The following is a 22883-nucleotide window of genomic DNA, read 5'->3' as shown; positions in this document are numbered from 1 at the left end:
TTGCGCCATGCCGATCGAGATCCCCCCGTTGCTGCTGCCCCGCGACGGACGGTTCGGGTGTGGTCCGGCGAAGGTCCGCCCGGCCGCCGTGGAAGCCCTGGTCGATTCCGCCGCGACCCTGCTCGGCACCTCCCATCGGCAGGAACCGGTGCGGGAACTGGTGCATCGGGTACGCGCCGGGCTGGGCACCCTCTACGGGTTGCCGGACGGTTACCAGGTCGTGCTCGGCAACGGTGGCGCCAGCACCTTCTGGGATCTCGCGGTCTGTTCGCTGATCGAGCAGCGGTCGGCGCACGGTGTCTTCGGCGAGTTCTCGTCCAAGTTCGCCAAGGCGGCCGCGGCCGCACCGCATCTTGCGGACCCGTCGGTCTTCGAATCCCCCGCCGGCACGGTCCGGTTGCCGGAGCCGACCGAGGGTGTCGACGTCTATGCCTGGGCGCACAACGAGACCTCCACCGGTGCGCTCGCCCCGGTCCACCGGATCGGTGGCGAGGAGGCGCTGGTGCTGATCGACGGCACCTCGGCCGCCGGTGGTGTCGGGGTCGATCTCACCGCAGTCGATGTCTACTATTTCGCACCACAGAAGGGATTTGCCTCCGACGGTGGACTGTGGCTGGCGTTCCTGTCGCCGCGCGCGATCGAGCGGATGGAGCGGATCGCGGCCAGTGATCGGTGGATCCCGGAGATGTTGTCGCTGAAGGCGGCGTACGACAATTCGCTGAAGGACCAGACGCTGAACACCCCGGCGATCGCGACCCTCTTCCTGATGGCCGAGCAGCTCAGCTGGTTGCTGGAGAACGGCGGGATGGCGTACGCCGAGCAGCGCACCCGGGCGTCGTCGATGCGGCTCTATCGCTGGGCGCTGGAGAATCCGCTGACCACCCCGTTCGTCGCCGAACCGGAGCACCGCTCCCCGGTCGTCGGCACCATCGACTTCGACGAGTCGGTCGATGCCGCCGAACTGGCGACGGTGCTGCGTGCCAACGGTGTGGTGGACACCGAGCCCTATCGCAAGCTGGGCCGCAACCAGCTGCGGATCGGGCTGTTCCCGGCGATCGACCCGGAGGATGTCACCGCGCTCACCCATTGCATCGACTGGGTGCTGCCGCGGGTACGCCGCTGACCCCCACGAACCGCTGCGGATCTGCCGCCGGTCGGCCATGATGGGCGCATGGACAGCAGGTTGCCGGAGTTCCCCGCCGATTGGCAGCGGGCGTTGGTGCTGGTCGCCCACCCCGATGATCCCGAATACGGCATGGCCACCGCGATCTCGCGGTGGACGCGGGAGGGCAAGCGCGTGGACTACGTGCTGGCCACCAGTGGCGAGGCCGGTATCGACGGCATGGAACCGGCCGTCTGCGGCCCGCTGCGGGAGGAGGAGCAGCGCCGCGCGGGCGCGGTCGTCGGGGTCACCGACATCACCTTCCTCGGCTTCCCCGACAGCGAGCTGCGCAACGACGAATCGCTGCGATCCGCACTGGGCAAGGAGATCCGGGACCGCCGCCCGGACGTGGTGCTCTCCCTCTACCGCGGGCCGGCCTGGGGTCCGGAGGCACCCAACCAGCGTGACCACATCGAGTTCGGCAATGCGGCGGTGGCCGCGACCGCCGACCTGCCCGCCGAGGAGCGGCCGCGCTGGCTGTTCGAGAACGGGCCCGGGTCGACGCACCGGGTGGCCGTCACCGAGGAGGACGTGCAGCGGGCGATCGGGTCGCTGGCCGAGCACGATGTCTATCTGCAGGTGCTCGACCCGGACACCCCGGTGGCGGAGCAGGCCCGCAAGCAGGTGGAGATGACCTGCCAGCGCGATGAGGACGGCGGGATCTGGGTCGGTTTCACCCGGGTCGACCTGTAGCCCTGTCGATCTGGGCCGGGTCTGGTTAGGGTGGGTCAATGACGGACCCCACCCAGCCGGAACCCCAGGCCATCGACGCCCCCATGACCACGGCGGCCGCCTTCCTGGTGCTGACCGTCGGCGACGGTGACGACGCCACGACCACCGCACGCGGGGTCGTGGCCGGCATCGACGACCTGATCAAGGACGTCCGGATCCGCGCCAACGGCCGGCCCTTCACCTGCAACGTCGGGATCTCCGACCACGTCTGGGACCGGCTCACCGGCAACCGGCCGAAGCCGAAGGAGCTCAAGCCGTTCACCGAGATCAAGGGGGCGAAACACACCGCGGTCGCCACCCCGGGTGACCTGCTGTTCCACATCCGCGCCGACTCGACCGATCTGGTCATCGAGTTCGAGAAGCTGCTGCTGGAGGCGCTCGGCGATTCGGTCAGCACCGTCGACGATGTCGCCGGTTTCCGCTACTTCGACGGCCGCGACCTGCTCGAGTTCATCGACGGCACCGCGAACCCCGACGGCCTCGCGCTGCCGGCCGCGACCCTGGTCGGCGAGGAGGACGAGCAGTACGCCGGCGGCAGCTATGTCGTCATCCAGAAGTACCTGCACGACCTGGGCGCCTGGCGCAAGCAGTCGACCGAGACCCAGGAGCAGATCATCGGGCGTACCAAACCCGACAACGTCGAACTGCCCGATGCCGGCGCCGATCAGCAGAAGTCGCACAAGACGCTGTGCACGATCACCGACGAGCAGGGCGAGCACGACATCCTGCGCGACAACATGCCGTTCGCGACCCCCGGTGAGGGCGTCTACGGCACCTTCTTCATCGGCTACTCCCGCCACCTGTGGGTCACCGAGAAGATGCTGGAGCGGATGTTCGTCGGCGATCCGCCGCCGCTGTACGACAAGATCCTCGATTTCTCGAAGGCGGTCACCGGGGTGACCCTGTTCGTCCCGCCGCGCGGGTTCCTGAAGTCCCTCTCCGACTGACCAGTACGCCGACCGGCCGGTGACTCGACCGGTACGCCGCCGGTTCAGCGACGAGGCCAGTCGTCCCCGAGCCGGGGCCGGATCACGGTCGGGTCGTCGTCATCGAGCGGCCGGCCGAGATCCGGTGCGTCCCAGGCCCGCCGGGCACTGCTGTCCGCACCCCGATCAGCCGACGGCTCGGCCCGGTCGGGCTGCTCGGCCCGCTCGGCGTCCGGTTCGGCCTCTTCGGCAGACCGCTGCGGGGTGCTCTGGCCGACCGAGGCGCCGCCGCGCCGCGGCGGCATCGGTCCGGCGGCCCGACCGGGCCGGTTGCGGCCCAGCAGCAGCACCACCGCCGCGCCACCGAGGGAGACCAGCAGGGCCAGCAGCAGCGCGACCAGGGTGCCCGTCCGGCTGGCGCGGGCGCTGGGCGGTTCGAGCGGGGCCTCATCGACCGGTGCCTCGCTCGGCGGCGGTGACGGCGGCGGGGTCGCTCCGGGGGTGGGCGCGACCTCCAACTGCTTGGGGATCGGCACCGACATGACCACCGAGTTCTCGCCCTCGGAGCCGACCAGCAGCGACTTGCCGTCCAGGCTCACCGCGACCGATTCGCCCTGCGGCTGGAACGGCAGCGGCGCGCGGGTCACGGTGCTGTAGATCTCGGGGCTGAGCACCTCGACCGCGACGTAGCTGCGCAGCACCAGCCGACCGTCGGGCAGAACCGCACCGTCGGTGACGAAGGACGGGCCCTGGGCGACCCGGGTCAGGGTGTTCGGGGCGTCGGTACGCAGCTGCCGCGGGGCGGCGTACACATCACCCTCGGCCTCCTTGGTGACGAACAGCAACCGGCCCTGCTTGTCGACCAGCATCGCCTCCGCGTCGTGCGGCCCATCGGGATAGACGAAGTCGTAGGCACGGTAGCTGCCGGAGCGATTGTCGTTGGGCGCGGGGCTGTCGAAGTAGTAGACGGTGATCTTGTCGCGCTTGCGCTGGTTGTCACCGATGTCGCCGACATAGAGCCGGTTGCCGACCATCAGCACCGCTTCCACATCGACCGGTTTGGCGGCGTACTCCAGGGTGCCCCTGGTCTTCCCGTCCGGGCCGATCGCATAGATGACCCCGGTGTCACCGGAGTCGTTGACCGTCCAGTAGAGGTTGTTGCCGACATCGCGGGTCAGCCCGGAGGACTCCTTGATCCGCGGGTCGGTGATGGTGAACGCGGGCTTCGGGGTGGGCGCGGGGGCCGCCGGCTCGGGTGAGGGATCGGCGTACGCCGCGGGTGCCAGGGAGAGGGAAAGGCTCGCCACCGAAGCGGCGATGGCGGTACACCACCGCATCCGTGTGCTCGTCATCTCCCGCTCTCTCTCGGCGACACCAACAGCGAAGACTACGCGACCCGGGCCATCGGCTGGCGAATCGTCGCACGCATGAGGGGCGGCAATACTATGAGCCGCGTCACAATCCCCGGGCCCCGGTCCGCGGTCAGCGCTGCCACCACTGCAGCACCGCGCCGACCACGACCAGCAGCACCAGCACGACCAGCACACCGGTCACGATGAGCCTTCGGACACGCGGATTCACCCCGACAGCGTAGTGGCCGCCGTCGAGGTGCCGGGTCCACTACCCTGTCCGGGTGACCCCTGCCGAGCCGATCCCGGAGCCCGCCGGCGGTGCCCCGGTGCCCGCGACGGGCCTGCCCGGTACGCCGGAGACGATCCAGGTCGGCGGTTTCTCGCGGCTGCGCTATCTGCTCGTGCTGCTGGCGGCCGCGTCGCTCGCGGCGCTGTGGGTGCTGCTCACCCAGGGCAAGTGGAACGGGGTCGGCGCCTTCATCGTGCTGCCGCTGTTCGCGCTCGCGGTCTGGTGGCTCGCCGGGCCGCCGCATCGGCTGCGTCAGGTGATGCTGGGCCCCGACGGCATCGAGCTGACCCGGCACACCCGGGTACGCACCCGGATCGCCGCCGACGAGCTGGCCGGGATCCGCCGCGAGGCCGATGCGCTGATCCTCACCCCGGCCGACCCGGCCGCCTTCCTCACCCGGCATCGGGAGTTGCGTCCGCTGCGCGCCGGCGACCAGGTACGCCTCCCGCTCAGCTAGGACGCACGGTCCTCGAGTAGCGAGCCATGCGCAGCGGAGCGGAGCGATGGATCGCGTGCCGAGAGGACCCGACCGCTTCATCTCGACAAGCGGCCAGCGTCACTCGGGTTTGACGACCACGACCAGGTCACCGCCCTCGACCTGGTGTACGCCGGAGAGGGCGACCCGCTCGACGACGCCGGCCACCGGGGTGGTGATGCTGGCCTCCATCTTCATCGCCTCGATGGTGGCCACCGTCTCACCGGCGGCGACCTGCTGGCCCTCCTCGACGACCGCGTGCACGGTCCCGGCGAAGGGGGCCGCGACCTGGCCCGGTTTGTTCGGGTCGGCCCGCTCGGTCTGCACCGCATCGACGCTGATCGAACGGTCGCGTACCCGGACCGGGCGGAGCTGGCCGTTCAGCGTGGTCATCACCGTGCGGATGCCCTTGCTGTCGGCCTCGCCGATCGACTGCAGCGAGACGATCAGGGTGACACCCTTGTCCAGCCGGACGTGGTGCTCGGTGTCCGGGGTGAGGCCGTAGAGGAACTCCAGCGTCGGCATCGCGGACAGGTCGCCGTAGGTCTCCCGGTTCGCGGTGAAGTCCTTGGTGGGCGCGGGGAACAGCAACCGGTTCAGGGTTTCCTGCCGGATCCGGCCGGGGTTCTCCAGCTTCGGCAGGTCGTCGGCCGGCACGACCTCCTCGCGGGTCGGCACCTTGCGACCACCGAGCGCCTTGCTGCGGAAGGGCTCCGGCCAGCCGCCCTCGGGCGTACCCAGCTCGCCACCCAGGAAGCCGATCACCGAGTCCGGGATGTCGTACTTGTCGGGGTTCTGCTCGAAATCGGCCGGGTCGGCGTCCACCGCGACCAGATGCAGTGCCAGGTCGCCGACCACCTTCGAGGACGGGGTGACCTTGGTCGGCCGGCCGAGGATCTTGTCCGCGGCGGCGTACATCTGCTCGATCTGCTCGAACTTCTCCCCCAGCCCGAGCGCGATCGCCTGCTGGCGCAGGTTGGACAGCTGACCACCGGGGATCTCGGTGTCGTAGACCCGGCCGGTCGGGCTCGGCAACCCGGATTCGAAGGGGGCGTACGCCTTGCGCACGGCCTCGAAGTAGGGCTCCAGATCCATCACCGCGCGCAGATCGTCCTGACCCGTCGCGGTCAGCCGGGTGGCCCGCTCGGTGTGCTCGAGGGCCGCGACCAGCGCGGAGGCGGGCACCTGGGAGGTGGTACCGCCCATCGAGGCGGAGGCCACGTCGACCGCATCCACCCCGGCGTCGATGGCCGCCATCAGGGTGGCCAGCTGACCACCGGCGGTGTCGTGGGTGTGCAGGTGCACCGGCAGGTCGAAACGCTCGCGCAGCGCGGTGACCAGCGTCCGCGCGGCCGGCGGGCGGAGCAGGCCGGCCATGTCCTTGATCGCGAAGACGTGCGCGCCGGCCTCGGCGATCTGCTCGGCGAGCCGCAGGTAGTAGTCGAGGGTGTAGATCGTCTCGCCCGGGTTGGTCAGGTCGGAGGTGTAGCAGAGCGCCACCTCGGCCACCGACCGGTTGGTCTCGCGGACCGCCTCGATCGCCGGGCGCATCTGCTCGACATCGTTGAGGGCGTCGAAGATCCGGAAGATGTCGATGCCGACCCCGTCGGCCTCGGCGACGAAGGCCTGGGTGACCTTGGTCGGATAGGGCGTGTAACCGACGGTGTTGCGGCCGCGGAGCAGCATCTGCAGACACTGACCGGGCATCGCCTCGCGCAGCTTCGCCAACCGCTCCCACGGGTCCTCGCCGAGGAAGCGCAGCGCGACATCGTAGGTGGCACCGCCCCAGCACTCCATCGAGAAGGTGCCGGGCAGCATCCGGGCCAGCACCGGCGCGGCCTCGAGGAGGTCCTTGGTGCGCATCCGGGTGGCCAGCAGCGACTGGTGGGCGTCGCGGAAGGTGGTGTCGGTGACCTCGGTGTGGGTGGCCCCGCGCAGGTCGGCGGCGAAGCCCTCGGGGCCGAGCCGATCGAGCCGCTGCCGCGATCCCTCGGGGGCCGGCTGGTCGAGCTCGACCGCCGGCAGTTTGCTGGCCGGGTCGATCTCGATCGGCCGGGCGCCGTTGGGCTGGTTGACGGTGACGTCGGCGAGCCAGTTCAGCACCCGGGTGCCGCGGTCGGCGGGGGTACGCATGGTGAGCAGTTGGGGTCGTTCGTCGATGAAGCCGGTGGACAGGTTGCCGGCGACGAAATCCGGGTCGGCGAGCACGGCCTGCAGGAACGGCACATTGGTGGTCACCCCGCGTACCCGGAACTCGGCCAGGGCGCGGCGGGCCCGGGCGGTCGCCAGCTCGAAGGTGCGGCCGCGGGCGGTCAGCTTCACCAGCAGCGAGTCGAAATAGGGGCTGATCTCCACCCCGGTACCGACCGTGCCGCCGTCGAGGCGGATGCCGGCGCCGGAGGCGGAGCGGTAGGTGGTGATCATGCCGACATCGGGACGGAAGCCGTTGGTCGGGTCCTCGGTGGTGATCCGGCACTGCAGCGCGGCGCCGCGGATCTTCAGGTCGGCCTGGTCGAGGCCGAGGTCGGCGAGCGATTCACCGGCGGCGATCCGCATCTGGGACTGCACCAGGTCGACGTCGGTGATCTCCTCGGTGACGGTGTGCTCGACCTGGATCCGCGGGTTCATCTCGATGAAGACGTGCTCCCCGGCCCGCTCCCCCTCGGTCTCCAGCAGGAACTCGACGGTGCCGGCGCAGGAGTAGTCGATCGACTCGGCGAACTTGACCGCGTCGCTGCACAGCTTCTCCCGCAGTTCGTCGGAGATGTGCGGGGCGGGTGCGATCTCGACCACCTTCTGGTGCCGGCGCTGGATCGAACAGTCCCGCTCGAACAGGTGCATCACGTGGCCCTGGGTGTCGGCCAGGATCTGCACCTCGATGTGGCGGGGGCGCTGCACGGCCTGCTCGATGAACACCGTCGGGTCGCCGAAGGCACCCTCGGCCTCCCGCATCGCCGCACCGAGCGCCTCGCGGAGCTCCTCGGGGCGGTCCACCCGGCGCATCCCGCGGCCGCCGCCACCGGCGACGGCCTTCACGAAGACCGGGAAGCCGATCTCCTCGGCCCCGGCGACGAGCTCGTCGAGATCCTTGCCGGGCGGGGTCGACTTCAGGGTCGGTACGCCGGCGGCGCGGGCCGCGGCGACCGCGGACACCTTGTTGCCGGCCATCCGGAGCACCTCGGCGGGCGGGCCGATGAAGGTCAACCCGTTGCGGGCGCAGGCGTCGGCGAGCTCCGGGTTCTCCGACAGGAAGCCGTAGCCGGGGTAGACCGCGTCCGCGCCGGATTCCTTGGCGGCCCGGATGATCTCGTCGATGTCCAGGTAGGCGCGGACCGGGTGCCCCTCCTCCCCGATCTGGTACGCCTCATCGGCCTTGATCCGATGCTCGGCGTTGCGGTCCTCATAGGGAAAGACCGCAACGGTCCGGGCACCGAGCTCGACGGCGGCGCGGAAGGCACGGACGGCGATCTCGCCGCGGTTGGCGACCAGTACTTTGGCGAACATGGGTCAGAGGTTATCGATCCGCAGTGATCCACGTCGCACGTCTCGCGGCGGCAGTGGCATCAGGAGGTCAGCACCTCCAGGACGCGCGGGGCATAGAAGCGGCGACCGGACCCGCGTGCCGGCAACTCGCGCAGCAACCCCAGACCGACCAGTTGGTCCACCAGCCCGTTCGCGCGCCCGTAAGACAATCCGAGGTTGCGCTGGACCTGCCGCACAGTGAACGAAGGATGGGCCACCGCATACTCGACGAGTTCGAATGCGGTACCGGCCCGGAGCTTCGAATCCCGGACCGCATCAGTCATCTCTGCGCGCACCTCGAGCAGGGCGAGCATCTGCGTTCTTGTCGCTTCCGCCGAGGCGGCCAACCCTTCGGCGTAGAACGCCAACCAGCCATCCCAGTCCGAGTCCGTACTGACCGCGAGCAGGCGATCGTAATACTCGGTCCTTCTCGCTTCGAACCAGGGTGAGACCGTCAAGGTCGGTTCGCTCAGGACACCTGTCGTCAGCAGATCGACCGTCATCAGAAATCGGCCCAGGCGACCATTCCCGTCGTGGAACGGGTGCAGGGTCTCGAACTGGTAGTGGGCCATCCCCGACTTCGCAACCGGGTCGATATGGCGCGAGTGATCTGCCGCCTTCCACTCCATCAAGGAAGCGAGCTGGAACCGGAGATCGTTCCCGGGCGGGGGTGGCACGAAACGTGAGCGAAAGATCGGGGCCAGATCACGGTCGACGTCCTGGCGTTGCCCCACCACCACCTGCACCGACCTGATCTGCCCGCTCTGGGAGTCCTCGTGCCTGGTGCCTCCGACGAGCACTTTCTGCAGTTCACACAACCGGGTGACCGACAGCGGCCGTTCCTCGGAGAGCCCCGCGTACGCGGCATCCGCCATTCGCACGTAGTTCAGGACCTCACGCAGATTCAGATCCTGCACATCGTGTTCGTCTGCGGTGAGCACGTCTCCCAGAGGCGCATAGGTGCCCTCCAGAGCCGAGGTGCTCTGCGCCTCGCGTCGCAGGGTCGGCTGCCGAAGCAGTTGCGGGTTGTCCAGCTGGCGAGCCGTGCTGTCCAGGGCCGCCAGGGCCGCGCGCGCGTCGGCGATTCGCATGAACGCCGCCACCCCGAGGTTCGGCGTGGTGTCGGGCAGCGGGTCAGGAACGAATGCCCGATGTGTCCATTCGCCATAGGACTGATCCGTGCCGCTGATGGGCACCAGCACACCACTCGTTCGCGGCCCGAACCGCTGGAGTTCCACGATGTCAGCTTAGGGGAACTTGTCTGACATCGGGTACTTCCATGACATCGGTCCGCCGGAGATTTCACTAAACTGCAATGCCACCCGCAGCCATGTCACACAACAGCGGGTTGTGTGACATGCACCGCGATCCGGTCACGCTGCGGCGGTGGTGGCGCGGCGGCTGCGGGCGTACGCCATCAGCGCGATCGCCGGTACCAGGCCGAGCAGCAGCGCCACGATGCTGTTGCCGGCCGGGCCGAGATAGGCCCAGCCGAGTGCCGCGTCGGCGGACCAGGCCCCCGGTCCGGTGAAGGCCAGCACCACGCCGAGCACTCCGTAGGCGATCGCCAGTTCAGCGCCGCCGGTGACCGCCCAGAATCCCTTGGCGCTGGTGACGAAGGCCGCCACCGCCATCGTGCCGATCGCCATCGCTGCGGCCAGCGGGCTGAACAGTCCGAGGATCAGCAGGACCCCGCCGACCAGTTCGCTGACCGCGGCCAGCCGAACCATCAGCGGACCGGGCTTGAGGCCCCAGGCCTCGAAGATCGGCGCGGTCCCGGCGACCCCGTGGCCGGAGAGCACGCCGAAGAGTTTCTGGCTGCCATGGCCGATCAGCAGGAGGCCCAGGAAGCAACGCAGCAGCAACAGTCCGATCTCCATCTCAGACCCCTTCCAGTGCCTGGTCGCGATCACTCACGCCGAGGACCGCCGTGAGTGCGGTGCGCAGCTCACGCACCGGATCCTGGGGCCGGGTGGCCGCCCGCCAGGCGATGTGCCGGTCCGGGCGGACCAGCAGGGCACCGGAGTCGTCGATCTCGCGGATCCGCTGCCAATCACCGAGCACGTCCTGGTATTCCTGCCCGATCCCGATCCGGCGTACCCGCAACGGAATCCCCACCTCGGCGGCGACCGCTTCGGCCGCGGCGACCCATTCGTCGGCGTCGATGCCGGCGACCAGGGTGAACTCGCCGCGCCCGACCAGGTCGAGCGTGGAGACCTGCTCGCCGTCGTGGTCCAGCCAGGCGTGCGGCAGCACCGCCCCGGGCAGGGTGGTCGGCTGGTAGTGCATCTCCGCGTCCCGGGTGAAGCCCTGCCGGGCCCCGTCGGGGATCACCGCGCTGGAGGTGTAGCGCTGGTTCATCTCCACCCCGTGGGCGTTGAACTGGATGTCGGCCTCGTCGAGGACCTCGTTGACCAGCCGCCGCTTCTCCGCACCTGTCGGGGTGGGGGCGAAATAGTCATCCAGGGCGGCCTGGCCGGTGGCATCGTCCTGGCCGGCCACGATGCCGAAGGCACTGGGCAGCTGACCGAGCTGGCCGACGCTGTCCATGGCCCGGTCGATGACCTGCCGTCCGACCGGTCGGCGTTCGTCGGCATAGCTGTCCAGCAAGGAATCCCCGGCCTTGTCCTGCAGCACCAGCGCGAGTTTCCAGACCAGGTTGAACGGGTCCTGGACCGAGGTGTTCGAGCCGAGCCCGTTGGCCGGTGGGTGCCGGTGCGCGGCGTCGCCGACCAGGAACACCCGACCGGCCCGGTACTTGGATGCGAGCACGTGGTTGATCTGCCACTGGCTGATGTCCTTGATCCGCACGTCGATCTGGTCGTCGCCGATCGCCGCGTGCACCCGGGTCAGCATCGCCTCGGGGCTGAGGTCGATCTGCTCGGTCTTCGGGTCGTACATCACGATCAGCACCCACTCGTTCCACGGCGCGACGGTGATGAAGGTGCCGGAGCCGAGCCAGAAGTCGCGGCCCGGCTGCAGGGTGAAGAACAAGGTGCCCGGCCGGTGCGCGCGGTATTTCTCGAGGTCGGCCTCGAACCAGACGTTCACCGCGTGCCCGAGCCCGGTCTCCCCCTCCATCTCGATCCCGGCCTCGCTGGCGACCAGGCTGCGCCCGCCGTCGGCGCCGATCACGTACTTCGCCCGGATCGTGCTGATGGTGTCGGTGGCGACCTCACGGACCTGGGCGGTCACGCCCTGCTCGTCCTGGTCGAGGGAGACCAGCTCGGTCCCGAAACGCAGGTTGGCACCGTAGCGTTCGGCGCCGGCGCGCAGGATCGGTTCGAGCTTGTGCTGGCCGATGTTGCACATCGGGGTGGGGCTGGCCGCCTGGTACTCGGTGCGCTGGGCGGCCCCGGTCCCCCAGGCCTTGCGGCGGGCCAGTTCCTTGCCGGCGAAGGAGGTGGCCCAGACGTTGTCACCCATCAGCTCGTTGGCGTACCCGCCGGCGAGCACGTCGGCCTCGATGCCCAGGTCCCGGAAGACCTCCATCGCGCGCTGGTTGGTGATGTGTGCCCGCGGGGTGTGCGCGGTCGAGGGGTACTTGGTGATCGCCAGGTGGTCCACACCCGCCCGGGCGAGCAGTGCGGCCGCGGTCAGGCCGGCCGGGCCGGCTCCGACGACCAGCACATCGGTTTCGGTGTAGTCGTTCTCGCTCATCTCGCTTTTCCTTTCCGAGCTGGGTTTCAGGCCAGTCGCATGGCGGAGTCGACAACGAGGTTCGCGGCGTTGATGCCGCGGTTGTCGGTGAGGGCGAAGGTCGCCTGGACGATGTCCTCGGGGGTCGGCAGTCGTTTCCCGGGGGTACGCTGCCGCAGCGCCTCGTAGCGGTCGCTGCGGTCATCGGCGGCGTTGTCGACCGCGTCGGTGCCGACGACGACCCCGGGGGTGATCGCGTTCACCCGCACCGGGGCGATCTGGGTGGCCAGGGTGTTCATCAACCCGATCACCCCCGCGTTCGCCATCGAGATGGTCGTCGAGCCGGGCATCGGCACCCACATCGACAGGCCGGAGAAGAGCACCACCGAGGCGTCGTCGGTGAACTTCGGCTGGGCGGCCTCGACCGCGACGGCGTAACCGAGGTTCTTCATCATCAGGGTGCGGGCCGCATCCTGGCGGCGGAAGTCGGACAACTTGTTGTGGTCGCGGTCCAGGGCGGCCAGGATCAGGTGATCCACCCGGTCGATCTGGGCGAAGAGCCGGTCGAGGCTGCCGAAGTCGTTGAGGTCGCAGTGCAGACCCGAGGCACCCTCCCCCAGCCGCTCGGCGGCGGCCGCGTTCCGTTCCTCATTGCGGCCGGAGACGGTGACCGTGGCGCCGCGCCGGGTGGCCGCCTCGGCGATGGCCAGGCCCAACCCCTGTGTTCCGCCGATCACCACGAAATGCTTGCCCTGATAGGGATTGTCGGCCATCGGAATAGCTCCTTTGCTGATCCTCGCACCGGCCGGAACGGCCCGGTGGGTCAGCGGCACTCCGGTCGCCGACAAGACCATCGTGCGCCCAGATATTTGAAATGTCAACGGATATTCGAATATTTCACTGACGGCGGACAGCGGAGCCGTCGGTCCGGCCGGTCAGCGCAGGTTCGTGGTGGCGACCACGGTGCTCGAGCGGTTGTGCTGCTGTGCAGCGACGGCCGCCCAGACGACACCCGCGGGAATGGAGAGGAACAGCCCGAGCCCGGCGGTCAGGAAGAGCAGGATCAGGTTGATCACGAACATCACGACCGCCCCGAGCACCGTCGGATAGAGCATCCCGATCGGCCCGAAGAAGAACGCCAGCAGGATCGCCACCCCGACCGACTTCGGCGGGGCGCCGTTGTTCTGCACCACCACGGTCGAGGCCATCATCTGCTGGGGCGGTTGCTGGTAGTAGGGCGGCGGTTGCTGCTGGGTGTATCCGGGGTAGGGCTGACCCTGCTGTCCCGGACGACCCTGCGGCTGGCCGGGTCGGCCCTGACCCGGATAGGACTGCCCGCCGGGATAGGACTGCTGGCCCGGATAGGGCTGCTGGCCCGGATATCCCTGCTGGTACGGGCCACCGACGGCGGGCTGGTTTCCCTGTGTGGGAAAGGAATCCGGGACGGCGGGGAGATTGCCACCCGCACCCCGTCCCGAGTCCTGTCGACCGGGGCCCTGCCCGGAGTCGTACGGATTCCACTGCTGCTGTGGCTGCCACTGATCTGACATTGCTTCCCCCAAGAACCGCTCCCGCGGGGTGCCGGAGCGGCTGGTTTCAGCCTAGATCTCCGTGCGGGTCGGCGACAGGCCCCGGAGCCGGAGGCGGCGACTTCCGCCGGGTTCACCAGGAGAGCGGTTCGGCAGCCGCGGCCGGGGTGCCGGGGGTATCGGCGACCTCGGACCAGGCCCGGGCCAGCCGCTCGATCGCGGTGTCCAGGACGTGCGGCTCCGCGGTCCACGGCACCCGCAGCCAGCGCTCCCCCGCTCCGGTGGCATGGAACTGCGGACCGGCCGCCAGCAGCACCCCCTGCCGGCGGGCCGCCGCGACGAGCGCGGTGGATCGTGGCGCCGGCAGTTCCAGCCACAGCGTGTGACCGCCCTCGGGGGCCACCCAGTGCCATTCGGGCAACCGGGCGGCGAGCAGGCCCATCAGGTGCTCGGCTCGGGCCAGATTGCGCGGCCGGTGCTCCGCTGTCACCTCGTCCTCGACGGCGAGCAGTTCCAGCAGGATCAGTTGTTCCAGCGCGGCCGCACCGTGATCGTCGAGGGTCCGCACCCGCAGCAGCGGGTCGATCAGATCGTCGGGGCTGCGGATCCAACCGAGCCGCAGCCCGCCCCAGAAGGACTTGGAGGCGGAACCGACCAGCACCGCGTCCGGGGCGTACGCCGCCAGCGGTCGCTCCGCCTGCCCGGTGAAGCCGAGGTCGACCAGGGTCTCGTCGGCGATCAGGCGTACGCCCGCCTCCGCGGCGACCCGGGCGATCGCCACCCGCGTCTGCTCCGGCATCAGCCGGCCGGTGGGGTTGTGGAACTCCGGTACCAGCGAGATCGCCACCGGGCGCCGGCGGCCCAGCACCTGACGCAGCGATTCGACACCCCACCCCTCGGGGGCCATGTCGAACGGGGCCAGGGAGGCGAGCTGGTCCAGCATCCGCAGGCTCGCGGAGTGGCTGATCGCCTCGACCGCGAACGGCCGGCGGCCCCGGCGCAGCGTGCGGGCGACCACGTGCAGCCCGGCCAGGCTGCCGGGGGTGATCAGGATCTGCTCGGGCCGGGTCGCGAGCCCGCGGGTGGCGTACCGGTCCGCGATCGCCGCCCGCAGTTCCGGCAGCCCGTCGGGGAAGTAGCCGATCCCGGCGGCCAACCGGGGCAGTCGCTCGGCGGCCCGCTGCACCGCCGGACCGAGGGCGGCGGGTGCGGGATTGGCGGCGACCGTGAGCCCGATCCGGCCCTGCTCATCGGGTCCGGCGACCGGCAGCAGGTCGCTGGTGGCCGGCCGCGGGCGCCCGCGCACCCAGTGGCCCGACCCGCGCCGCGGGCGCACCACCCCGGTGCCGACCAGCTTGCGGTAGGCCTCGGTGACGGTGGTCCGGCTGACGCCGAGCTCGCCCGCCAGTTCGCGTTCGCTGGTCAGCCGCGCGCCCGCCGGTACCCGGCCATCGATGATCAACCGGGTGATCCGATCGGCCAGATCGGCGTACCGCGGCGGGCGCAGCGGGGCCTCGCCGAGCAGGGCCGCCAGCTCGGGCCCCGGGAGCCATCGTTCGTCCACCCGTCCACCGTTCCAGAATTGGACCTGTTCGACCAGTCCAATGCCGGAGTAGTTTGCTCTGGTGACCAAGCCCAGCCTGCTGCTGCCCCTGAATCCCGTCGAGCAATTGCGCGCCGGGCGGATGGGCCGCCGGTTGCCGCAGCTGATCGGTGGACTGCTGCTCTATGGCTTCTCGATGGCGATGCAGGTCCGCGGCGCGCTCGGGCTGGCACCGTGGGACGTGCTCACCCAGGGCATCAGCCGGCACCTGCCGCTCAGTTTCGGCATGATCACGATCGCGATCTCCTTCGTGGTGCTGCTGCTGTGGATCCCGTTGCGCCAGGCGCCCGGCCTCGGCACGGTGCTGAACGCGCTGATCGTCGGGGTCGCTGCCGATCTGGGGCTGTGGCTGCTGCCCCAGCCGGACGGGCTGGCCCCCCGGGCCGGCCTGCTGGTCGCCGGGGTGGTGCTGAACGGGTTGGCCGGGGCGATCTACGTCGGCGCCCAGCTCGGCCCCGGGCCGCGCGACGGCCTGATGACCGGACTGCATCGGGTGACCGGCCGCAGCCTGCGCCTGGTGCGCACCGGGATCGAGGTCGTGGTGCTCGCCCTCGGCTGGCTCCTCGGTGGCCAGGTCGGCATCGGGACGGTGCTGTACGCCCTGGCGATCGGCCCGCTGATCCAGCTCTTCCTGCCGCTGACGGTCGTCCGGCTGCGCGACCCGCGTTCCTGAAAACCCATCGGGCCTCTTGCGCTCCCCTCCTCGAGGTATTTAAATGAAGCTCTCAAGTATTTGAGCGGAACTTCATCGGAAGGGACCCTGATGTCCTTGTTGCGCGCTCCCGACTACGACTCCTACACCCCGCAGCGGGTCCGGATGGTCAAGAAGTGGACGCCGCGGCTCGTCGCCTTCGGCGAGCTGATCGACGGCTACGACCTCTTGGTGATGGGGGCGGCGATCCTCTTCCTGCAGAGCTATTTCCAACTCGACAACGCCCACAAGGGCGCGCTGACCGCGATCGCCTTCGTGGGCACCGCGGTCGGGTTGCTGATCTTCGGCAAGGTCACCGACAGGTTCGGGCGACGGCCGGTCTTCATGATCAACCTGGTCTTCTTCGTGGTCGCCTCGATCGCCTCGGCCTTCGTCACCGAGGTCTGGCAGCTCTATCTGGCCCGCTTCGTGCTCGGTGTCGCCGTCGGCATGGACATCCCGGTGTCCCAGGCCTTCCTCGCCGAGATCTCCCCCGACGCCCGCCGCGGCCGGACGGCCGGGTCGCTGCCCAACATCATGTGGCTCTCGGGTGCGATCATCTCGGTGATCCTGGCCATCGCGATCGCCCCGCTGGCCGGGGATTCCACCTGGCGGTGGTTGTTCGGCGTCGCGGCGATCCCCGCATTCGGTGTCCTGCTGGCCCGTCGCTATCTGCCGGAATCGCCACGCTGGTTGATGGAGCACGGCCGCGAGGCCGAGGCCGAGAAGGTCTTCGCGATGCTGGAACTGGATCCCGAACCGGCCCGCCGTGCGGTGCAGCGTGAACGTGAGCAGCGCCGGGAGCCGGTGAAGCTGCGCGGACCGGTGCTGCGCCGGCTGATCGCGGTCACCGCATTCTTCGCCCTGCAGGCATTCGCGGGCGCCATCGCGACGGTGTCCGGCCCGATGGTGCTGCAGGCCACCGGTTTCCCGAAGGAATGGGCACTGCAGTGGTCGCTGATCGGTTTCGTGCTCGGGCTGGTCGCGGTGCTCATCGGTGCGCAGCTGATCGACAAGGTCGACCGGCGCCGGTTGGGCATCATCACCACCGGCACCCTTTTCCTGCTGGGGCTGCTGATCGGCGCCTTCGGCGGCACCTCGGCGGCGATCCTGGTGATCTGCTACGTGCTCTTCTCCTTCACCACCTGGTTCGGCCCCGGGGTGCTCTCCTGGGTCTGGTCCTCCGAGGCGATGCCGACCCAGCTGCGTGGTTTCGGCAGCGGCATCGCGCAGAGTGTCACCCGATTGATGATCGCCCTGAACGTCTTCCTGGTGCCGATGCTGCTCACCGGGATCGGCTTCTGGACCGTCGCCCTCTACTCGGTGGCGTACCTGATCTGCATGGTCATCTGCATCGCCAATCCCTGGTTGTCGACCACTGGCAAGTCCTTGGAAGAGGCGACCGACGAAGAGACCGCCATCACCCGGTGAATCCGTACACTGATTCATCCCCCCAGATGAGGAGGATGATGACCGCGGTTCGGCATCGTCACGGCGTACGCCCCGGTCAGGCCCGGGAGACGAACGTCGAGTCGGTGCTGCGTCGGCTGATCGCCCATGGTCCGATGTCGCGGCGGGATCTGGCGCGGGCCCTGGGGCTCTCCCAGTCCGGGATGACGCGAGTCGTCGCCCCGCTGACCGAGGCCGGACTGCTCACCGAGACCGAGGCGGTGGTCACCGACGGCCGACGCGGTCGGCGGCAGGTGCCGATCACCATCGATCCCGAGCAGGGTTGCGTCGCCGGAGTGCACCTCGGCGCCGAACACGTCTCGGTCGCGCTGTGCACCCTCGGCGGGGACACGCTGACCACCGGCCGGGTGGGTTTCGACGGTACGCCGCGGCGTGCCGTCGAGGCGGGGGTCGGTGAGGTCGGCCGGTTGGCGACCGGGCTGGCCCCGCTGCGCGGGGTCGGGGTGATCACCGGTGGCTGGGTGGATTCGCGCAGTGGCGTGGTACGCGAGCACCGGTTGCTGGACTGGCACGATGTGCCGTTGCGCGCCGAGTTCCAGGAACTGCTTGTGCCGCAGGGCATCCCGGTGGTCGTCGAGGCCGCCAGCCAGGCGCACGCCCTGGCGGATCTGATGTTCGGGCTGACCGGCAGCGTGGACAGTTTCCTGCACGTCTTCGTCGGCAACATCGTCGAGGCGTCGGTGGTCGCCCACGGCGCCATCCTGGCCCGCCCCGACGGTTTCGGCTCCGACCTGTGGGACTGGCCGGTGCCCGACCGGCCCGGCGCGACGGCCGGCAGCACGCTCACCGATGGGTGCGTGGTCGCGAGCGCCCAGGACCGCGGAATCCTGGCCAGCACAGGAACTTTCGATGATCTGGTGCAGCTCGCCCGCGCCGAGGAGGCGGACGGCGAGGCGCGTGGCCTGCTGGCCGACCGCGCCCGCCGGGTCGGTGAGCTGGTCGCCCCGCTCGCGGCGGTGACCGGTTCCCCGATGGTCGTCGCCTCCTCCGGTGTGGTGGCCATCGAGGATCAGCTGGCCGATGTCGCCGCCGGGCTCGCCGGCGGGTTCGGCGATCCGGACACGCTGCCCACGGTCATCTCCGGCGCCTTCGGTCCCGCCTCGGTCGGCCGGGCCGCCGCCGCCTGCGTCATCGACGACCTGCTCGCCGACCCGCTGGGCAACCTGGCCCGGGTACGCAGCTGACGGACCGCCCACGTTCATCGAGCAGCACCGCCGGCACAGCGCAACCTGTTTCAGGGACGTTCATCGAGTAGCACCGCCGGCGCAGCGGAGCGGAGCCGTCGGTGCGTGTCGAGATGAACCCCACCCCCCGAACGCATCCGCAACAATGGCCGGTGCTGGGCGCCCGGACCGGCCACTCGGCCCCAAGAGATCACCGGGCGCTTGGGTCTGGAGCCGATTCCTCTCGACACGGTCGCTGCGCGACCTACTCGAGGAACGGGAGCCGGTCAGGGGGCGGGGATGCCGGACTGCGGGGTCGGGTGCTCGACCCGGACCGGTTGCTGACCGGCGTACGGACGGGCGGTCGGGGCCTCGACACCGGCGACCAGCCGGCCGTCGCGGACGAAACCCTCCTCCCGGCCAGCGAGGCGGCGTACCAGGATCTCCCGCAGCGCGGCGAGCCGGTCGGCGTACGCCTCCTCTCCCGACAGGTCGTGCACCTCGTCGGGATCCTCAGCCAGATTGAAAAGTTGCTCGTCACCGGTCATCGAGATCCAGATGTATTTCCAGTCACCACTGCGGATCCACTGGAAGCTGCCACCCATCATCGCGTGCTCACCGTGCAGGTGGTCCCGCCAGTCCGCGTCGGTCGCCGCGGCGATCAGCGGCAGCACCGAGGCACCGTCCAATCCCTCGGGGATCTCGACCTCGGCGCAGTCCAGCAGCGTCGGCATCACATCGCGCAGCTCGATCACCTCGCGGATCACGCTCTGCTCGGGAATGCCGGGACCGCTGAGCAGGAAGGGAATCCGGGCCGACCCCTCATAGGGATAGCCCTTCCGCCACAGGTGGTGATCGCCCATCATCTCGCCGTGGTCGGAGGTGAAGGCGACGAACGAGTCCTGGGCCAGACCGAATTCTCCCAATACCTGCAGGAAACGCTCGATCTGGGCGTCGATGTGGGACATGTTGCCGTAGTAACCGGCCTGGGCGCGGTGCTGGTCCTCCATCGGATAGTCGGCCACGTGCGAGTCGGCCCGATGGTCGTTGCGCCAGGGTTCGAACACCTCCACCCAGTCCCCCACCGGCGGCTGGTGCGGGGGCCGGTTCAGGTACATGTCGAAGGCCCACTGCGGCGGGTCGTAGGGCGGGTGCGGGCGGTGGAAGGACAGATAGAGGAAGAACGGCACCGTGGGGTCGCGGCGATAGAGCCAGTCGATGGCGCTGCTGACGATCCAGTTGGTCGGATGCAGCCGCTCGGCCCGCTGCCAGGGCCGGGCCACCATCGAGTTGCAGTGCAGACCGTCGTCCAGGTAGTCGCTGACCGCATCCTCGCCGGCCTCGCGGCGCAGCCAGGTCAGATAGTCGTCATAGGTCCGCGGATCGCGCTCCCGGCGCCGCGAGTGGTGCAGATAACCGTCGTGCAGCAGCACGTCGTCGAAACCGGCCCGCACCCGTTCCGGCCACAGATGCATCTTGCCGATCGCCTGGGTGTGGTAGCCCGCCTGCGAGAACGCACCCGCCATCGTGGTCGCGATGTCGAAGGCGATGCCGTCCTGGTAACCGACCCGTCCGTGATTCTCGGCCGCCAACCCGGTGAGCAGGCTCATCCGGGCCGGGATGCAGGTGGGTGATGCCGAGTACGCCCGCTCGGCGCGCGCACCGCGGTCGGCGAGTTCGTCGAGATAGGGGGTCTTCACCCGCGGGTGCCCCTCGATCGACAGCGCATCACCGCGCCACTGGTCGGTGCAGATCAGGATCACGTTGCGGTGCATCGGCGCTCCCACGGGTTAACTTGACAGTCTCAACTAATAGTAGGGCCTCAGCCGACCAGTTTGCCGATCAGCCCCTGGGCGAAATAGATGACGAACAGGGCCGCGACCAGATACATCAGCGGGTGCACCTGGCGGGCCTTGCCGCGGGCCACCTTGAGCAGCACGAAGGTGATGAAGCCCGCACCGATGCCGATGCTGATCGAATAGGTGAACGGCATCAGCGCCAGGGTGAGGAAGGCCGGCAACCCTTGTTCGACGTCGTCCCACTCGACCCCGCCGACCTGGGCCATCATCAGGAAGCCGACGAACACCAGCACCGGCGTCGCCGCCTCGGAGGGCACCACATCGACGATCGGCGCCAGGAAAACCGAAGCCAGGAAGGCGATCCCGGTGACCACGGACGCGAGCCCGGTCCGCGAGCCCTCACCGACACCGGCGGCGGATTCGATGTAGGTGGTGTTCGAGGAGACCGAGCCCAGACCACCGGCGACCGCACCGAGCGAGTCGACCAGCAGGATCCCGGTGATGTGCGGCGGGTTGCCCTCGGCGTCCAGCAGGCCCCCCTCGGCACCAACCGCGACGACGGTGCCCATGGTGTCGAAGAAGTCGGCGAGCAGCAGCGAGAAGATGGTCAGCAGCACCAGCAGTACGCCGCCGAAACCGTTGGCCGCGGTGAACATCCCGAACAGGTCCACCCGACCCAGCAGCGACAGATCCGGCAGGGTGAACAGGTCGGTGATCGCGGGCACGTTGAGCATCCAACCGGTCGGATTCACCACCTTGCCCGAGGCATCGGTCATCGAGCCGATGCCGACGACCGCCTCCAGGATGATCGCCAGCACCGTGCTGACCAGGATCGAGATCAGCAGCGCACCGCGGACCTTCCTGGCATACAGCACCGCGACCAGTACCAGCCCGATCACGAAGACCAGCATCGGCCAGCCGAGCAGCGATCCATTGATGCCGAACTCGACCGGCGGCGTACCCTGCGGTTTGCGGACGATGCCGGCGTCGAACAACCCGACGAAGGCGATGAACAGGCCGAGCCCGACGGCGATGCCGATCCGCAACGGCCGCGGCACCGCGCGGAAGACCGCCTGCCGGAAACCGGTCAGCACCAGAATCGCGATGAGAATGCCCTCCCAGACGACCAGCCCCATCGCCTGCGGCCAGGTCATCGTCCGCACGATTCCGAACGCCAGCAGGGCATTCAGGCCGAGGCCGGTCGCCAGACCGAGCGGGAACCGGCCGACGACACCCATCGCGATCGTCATGATGCCGGCGATCAGCGCGGTCGCGGCGGCCACCGCGGCGATCGAACCGCCGATGTTCTCCGCGGTCTTCGGCAGACCGGTGATCAGATTGCCGTTGACATCGGCCGCGGTCCCGATGATCAGCGGATTGAGGGCGATGATGTACGCCATCGTGAAGAAGGTGACCAGCCCGCCGCGGACCTCGCGACCGATCGTGGAGCCACGGGCGGAGATCTCGAACCAGCGGTCGAGGCGGGAGGTGGGGATGGCCGATTGAGTCGCGCTGCTGGACATGGCGTCAGGCTATTGGAACTCTGCGGCGCCAACCGGACTCGTTCACCGCAGAAGCCAGAGATCTCTCTCATCGGAGGATTCCAATGTCACCCCATCGACTGGCAGCGGCGGTCATCGCCGCACTCACCATCCTGATCACCAGCCAGGCGCCGGCGCACGCCGCCCCGACGCCGACACCCAAGGGCGCGGCAACCGTTGCCCCCCGGACCGCGGAACCGCGGACCGATCCGCGCTACTACGACAAGGCACTCGCCCAGAACTACGCGGAAGCCCGGAACCGCAACCCGTGGCTGGGTGCATATCTGGAGGGCAAGCTCTATGAGGACCCGGGCGGTTGGGGCACCCTCTGCGGCTCCTACTGCTGGGGTCGGCACGAGAACGGCATCGTGGTCGTCAGCAGCAGTTCGGTGCCATCAGCGGATACGACCGGCTGGGGGCACGCGATCCGCTACCCGCTCGCCCAGCGCTATCTCGGCTGGTTCCAGAACAACACCATGCCGGTCGGCCACGCGGTCACCGACAGCTTCTGCGGTCTCGCCCAGGGCGGTTGCGGTGTGCACACCACCGGCGGCTCGGTCTACTGGTCGCCGAACACCGGCACCCACTGGGTCCGCGGCCGGATCAAGGACCGCTGGAATGCCACCGGTTGGGAGAACGGCCGACTCGGCTATCCCATCAGCGACGAGTTCTGCGGCCTGCGCGACGGCGGGTGCGGCACCCACTTCCAGAACGGCTCCATCTACTGGACCCCCGGCACCGATGCCTGGGATGTCGGCGGCCTGTTCTTCCAGGTGTGGCGGGACAGCGGCTGGGAGAACGGCTGGTTGCGCTACCCCACCGGCCCCGAGGTGCGCTCCGGTGATGTGGTCACCCAGCAGTTCCAGGGCGGCTGGCTGAGCTACAACTTCCGCACCGGCCAGTTGCAGCAGAACCGCCGCTGAGGCGTACGCCCGCAACGACCATCCATCGAATCCTCAGTGCATCCCGCTACCCCTGCAGGGACAGCGG

At 69.4% G+C, this 22883-nt stretch carries 18 protein-coding genes; 8 read left to right on the top strand and 10 right to left on the bottom strand.

Annotation, left to right across the window (positions count from 1 at the left end; genetic code table 11):
• Window positions 1-7: 7 nt before the first annotated feature.
• The 3 genes from serC to BI335_RS20545 are packed head-to-tail and all read left to right on the top strand — an operon-like array spanning window position 8 to window position 2841.
• The gene (gene serC, locus BI335_RS20555) at window positions 8-1123 is read left to right on the top strand and encodes a phosphoserine transaminase (protein WP_094433300.1); all 1116 of its coding nucleotides are present in this window, start codon (window positions 8-10) and stop codon (window positions 1121-1123) included.
• 48 nt (window positions 1124-1171) lie between these two features.
• Window positions 1172-1855, top strand: coding sequence for a PIG-L deacetylase family protein (locus BI335_RS20550; RefSeq protein ID WP_094433298.1), 684 nt, complete (start codon window positions 1172-1174; stop codon window positions 1853-1855).
• Between the two features lie 38 nt (window positions 1856-1893).
• Entirely contained in the window at window positions 1894-2841 is a 948-nt protein-coding gene (locus BI335_RS20545; protein ID WP_094433296.1) for a Dyp-type peroxidase, read from the top strand.
• Window positions 2842-2885: 44 nt separating this feature from the next.
• On the opposite strand, the gene BI335_RS20540 is transcribed toward BI335_RS20545, so the two are convergent.
• Window positions 2886-4157, bottom strand: coding sequence for a hypothetical protein (locus BI335_RS20540; protein WP_094433294.1), 1272 nt, complete (start codon window positions 4155-4157; stop codon window positions 2886-2888).
• Between the two features lie 296 nt (window positions 4158-4453).
• Between BI335_RS20540 and BI335_RS20535 the strand changes: the two genes are divergently transcribed.
• On the top strand, window positions 4454-4918 hold the full coding sequence (locus tag BI335_RS20535) for a hypothetical protein (RefSeq protein ID WP_094406088.1): 465 nt from the start codon (window positions 4454-4456) through the stop codon (window positions 4916-4918).
• Between the two features lie 99 nt (window positions 4919-5017).
• On the opposite strand, the gene BI335_RS20530 is transcribed toward BI335_RS20535, so the two are convergent.
• From BI335_RS20530 to BI335_RS20500, 7 genes are all read right to left on the bottom strand, one after another.
• On the bottom strand, window positions 5018-8440 hold the full coding sequence (locus BI335_RS20530) for a pyruvate carboxylase (protein WP_094406089.1): 3423 nt from the start codon (window positions 8438-8440) through the stop codon (window positions 5018-5020).
• A gap of 59 nt (window positions 8441-8499) precedes the next feature.
• On the bottom strand, window positions 8500-9696 hold the full coding sequence (locus tag BI335_RS20525) for a Fic family protein (RefSeq protein WP_094427667.1): 1197 nt from the start codon (window positions 9694-9696) through the stop codon (window positions 8500-8502).
• Window positions 9697-9831: 135 nt separating this feature from the next.
• Complete coding sequence (locus BI335_RS20520; protein WP_094433292.1) at window positions 9832-10338, bottom strand: DoxX family protein; 507 nt, start codon at window positions 10336-10338, stop codon at window positions 9832-9834.
• Window position 10339: 1 nt separating this feature from the next.
• A complete protein-coding gene (locus BI335_RS20515; RefSeq protein WP_094433290.1) occupies window positions 10340-12118 on the bottom strand; it encodes an FAD-dependent monooxygenase in 1779 nt (592 codons plus the stop codon).
• Between the two features lie 26 nt (window positions 12119-12144).
• Window positions 12145-12870 (bottom strand): SDR family NAD(P)-dependent oxidoreductase, encoded by a 726-nt coding sequence (locus tag BI335_RS20510; RefSeq protein ID WP_166646908.1) that lies wholly within the window; start codon window positions 12868-12870, stop codon window positions 12145-12147.
• Window positions 12871-13032: 162 nt separating this feature from the next.
• Window positions 13033-13647, bottom strand: coding sequence for a TM2 domain-containing protein (locus BI335_RS22235; RefSeq protein ID WP_208109406.1), 615 nt, complete (start codon window positions 13645-13647; stop codon window positions 13033-13035).
• Window positions 13648-13759: 112 nt separating this feature from the next.
• Window positions 13760-15190: an aminotransferase-like domain-containing protein gene (locus tag BI335_RS20500; RefSeq protein WP_133626639.1), complete on the bottom strand. Its 1431-nt coding sequence runs from the start codon at window positions 15188-15190 to the stop codon at window positions 13760-13762.
• Window positions 15191-15251: 61 nt separating this feature from the next.
• On the opposite strand from BI335_RS20500, the gene yczE reads away from it, so the two are divergent.
• The 3 genes from yczE (at window position 15252) to BI335_RS20485 (ending at window position 18574) form a co-directional block, all read left to right on the top strand.
• Entirely contained in the window at window positions 15252-15902 is a 651-nt protein-coding gene (gene yczE, locus BI335_RS20495) for a membrane protein YczE (protein WP_166646907.1), read from the top strand.
• Between the two features lie 90 nt (window positions 15903-15992).
• Entirely contained in the window at window positions 15993-17351 is a 1359-nt protein-coding gene (locus BI335_RS20490) for an MFS transporter (protein WP_094403553.1), read from the top strand.
• Between the two features lie 35 nt (window positions 17352-17386).
• Window positions 17387-18574, top strand: coding sequence for an ROK family transcriptional regulator (locus BI335_RS20485; protein WP_172421993.1), 1188 nt, complete (start codon window positions 17387-17389; stop codon window positions 18572-18574).
• A 266-nt stretch (window positions 18575-18840) separates the two neighbouring features.
• On the opposite strand, the gene BI335_RS20480 is transcribed toward BI335_RS20485, so the two are convergent.
• Window positions 18841-20328 carry an arylsulfatase gene (locus tag BI335_RS20480; protein ID WP_094433284.1) on the bottom strand — a complete coding sequence of 496 codons (1488 nt, stop codon included), beginning with the start codon at window positions 20326-20328 and terminating at the stop codon, window positions 18841-18843.
• A 47-nt stretch (window positions 20329-20375) separates the two neighbouring features.
• Complete coding sequence (locus tag BI335_RS20475) at window positions 20376-21875, bottom strand: NCS2 family permease (RefSeq protein ID WP_094433282.1); 1500 nt, start codon at window positions 21873-21875, stop codon at window positions 20376-20378.
• An 83-nt stretch (window positions 21876-21958) separates the two neighbouring features.
• On the opposite strand from BI335_RS20475, the gene BI335_RS20470 reads away from it, so the two are divergent.
• Window positions 21959-22816: an LGFP repeat-containing protein gene (locus BI335_RS20470; protein WP_094433280.1), complete on the top strand. Its 858-nt coding sequence runs from the start codon at window positions 21959-21961 to the stop codon at window positions 22814-22816.
• Window positions 22817-22883: the final 67 nt, after the last annotated feature.

Origin of the sequence: Enemella evansiae (assembly GCF_002250705.1) — a bacterium.
Lineage (GTDB): Bacteria > Actinomycetota > Actinomycetes > Propionibacteriales > Propionibacteriaceae > Enemella > Enemella evansiae.
The sequence above is the reverse complement of the archived record's forward strand: the minus strand, read 5'-3'. Positions and strand labels throughout refer to the sequence as shown.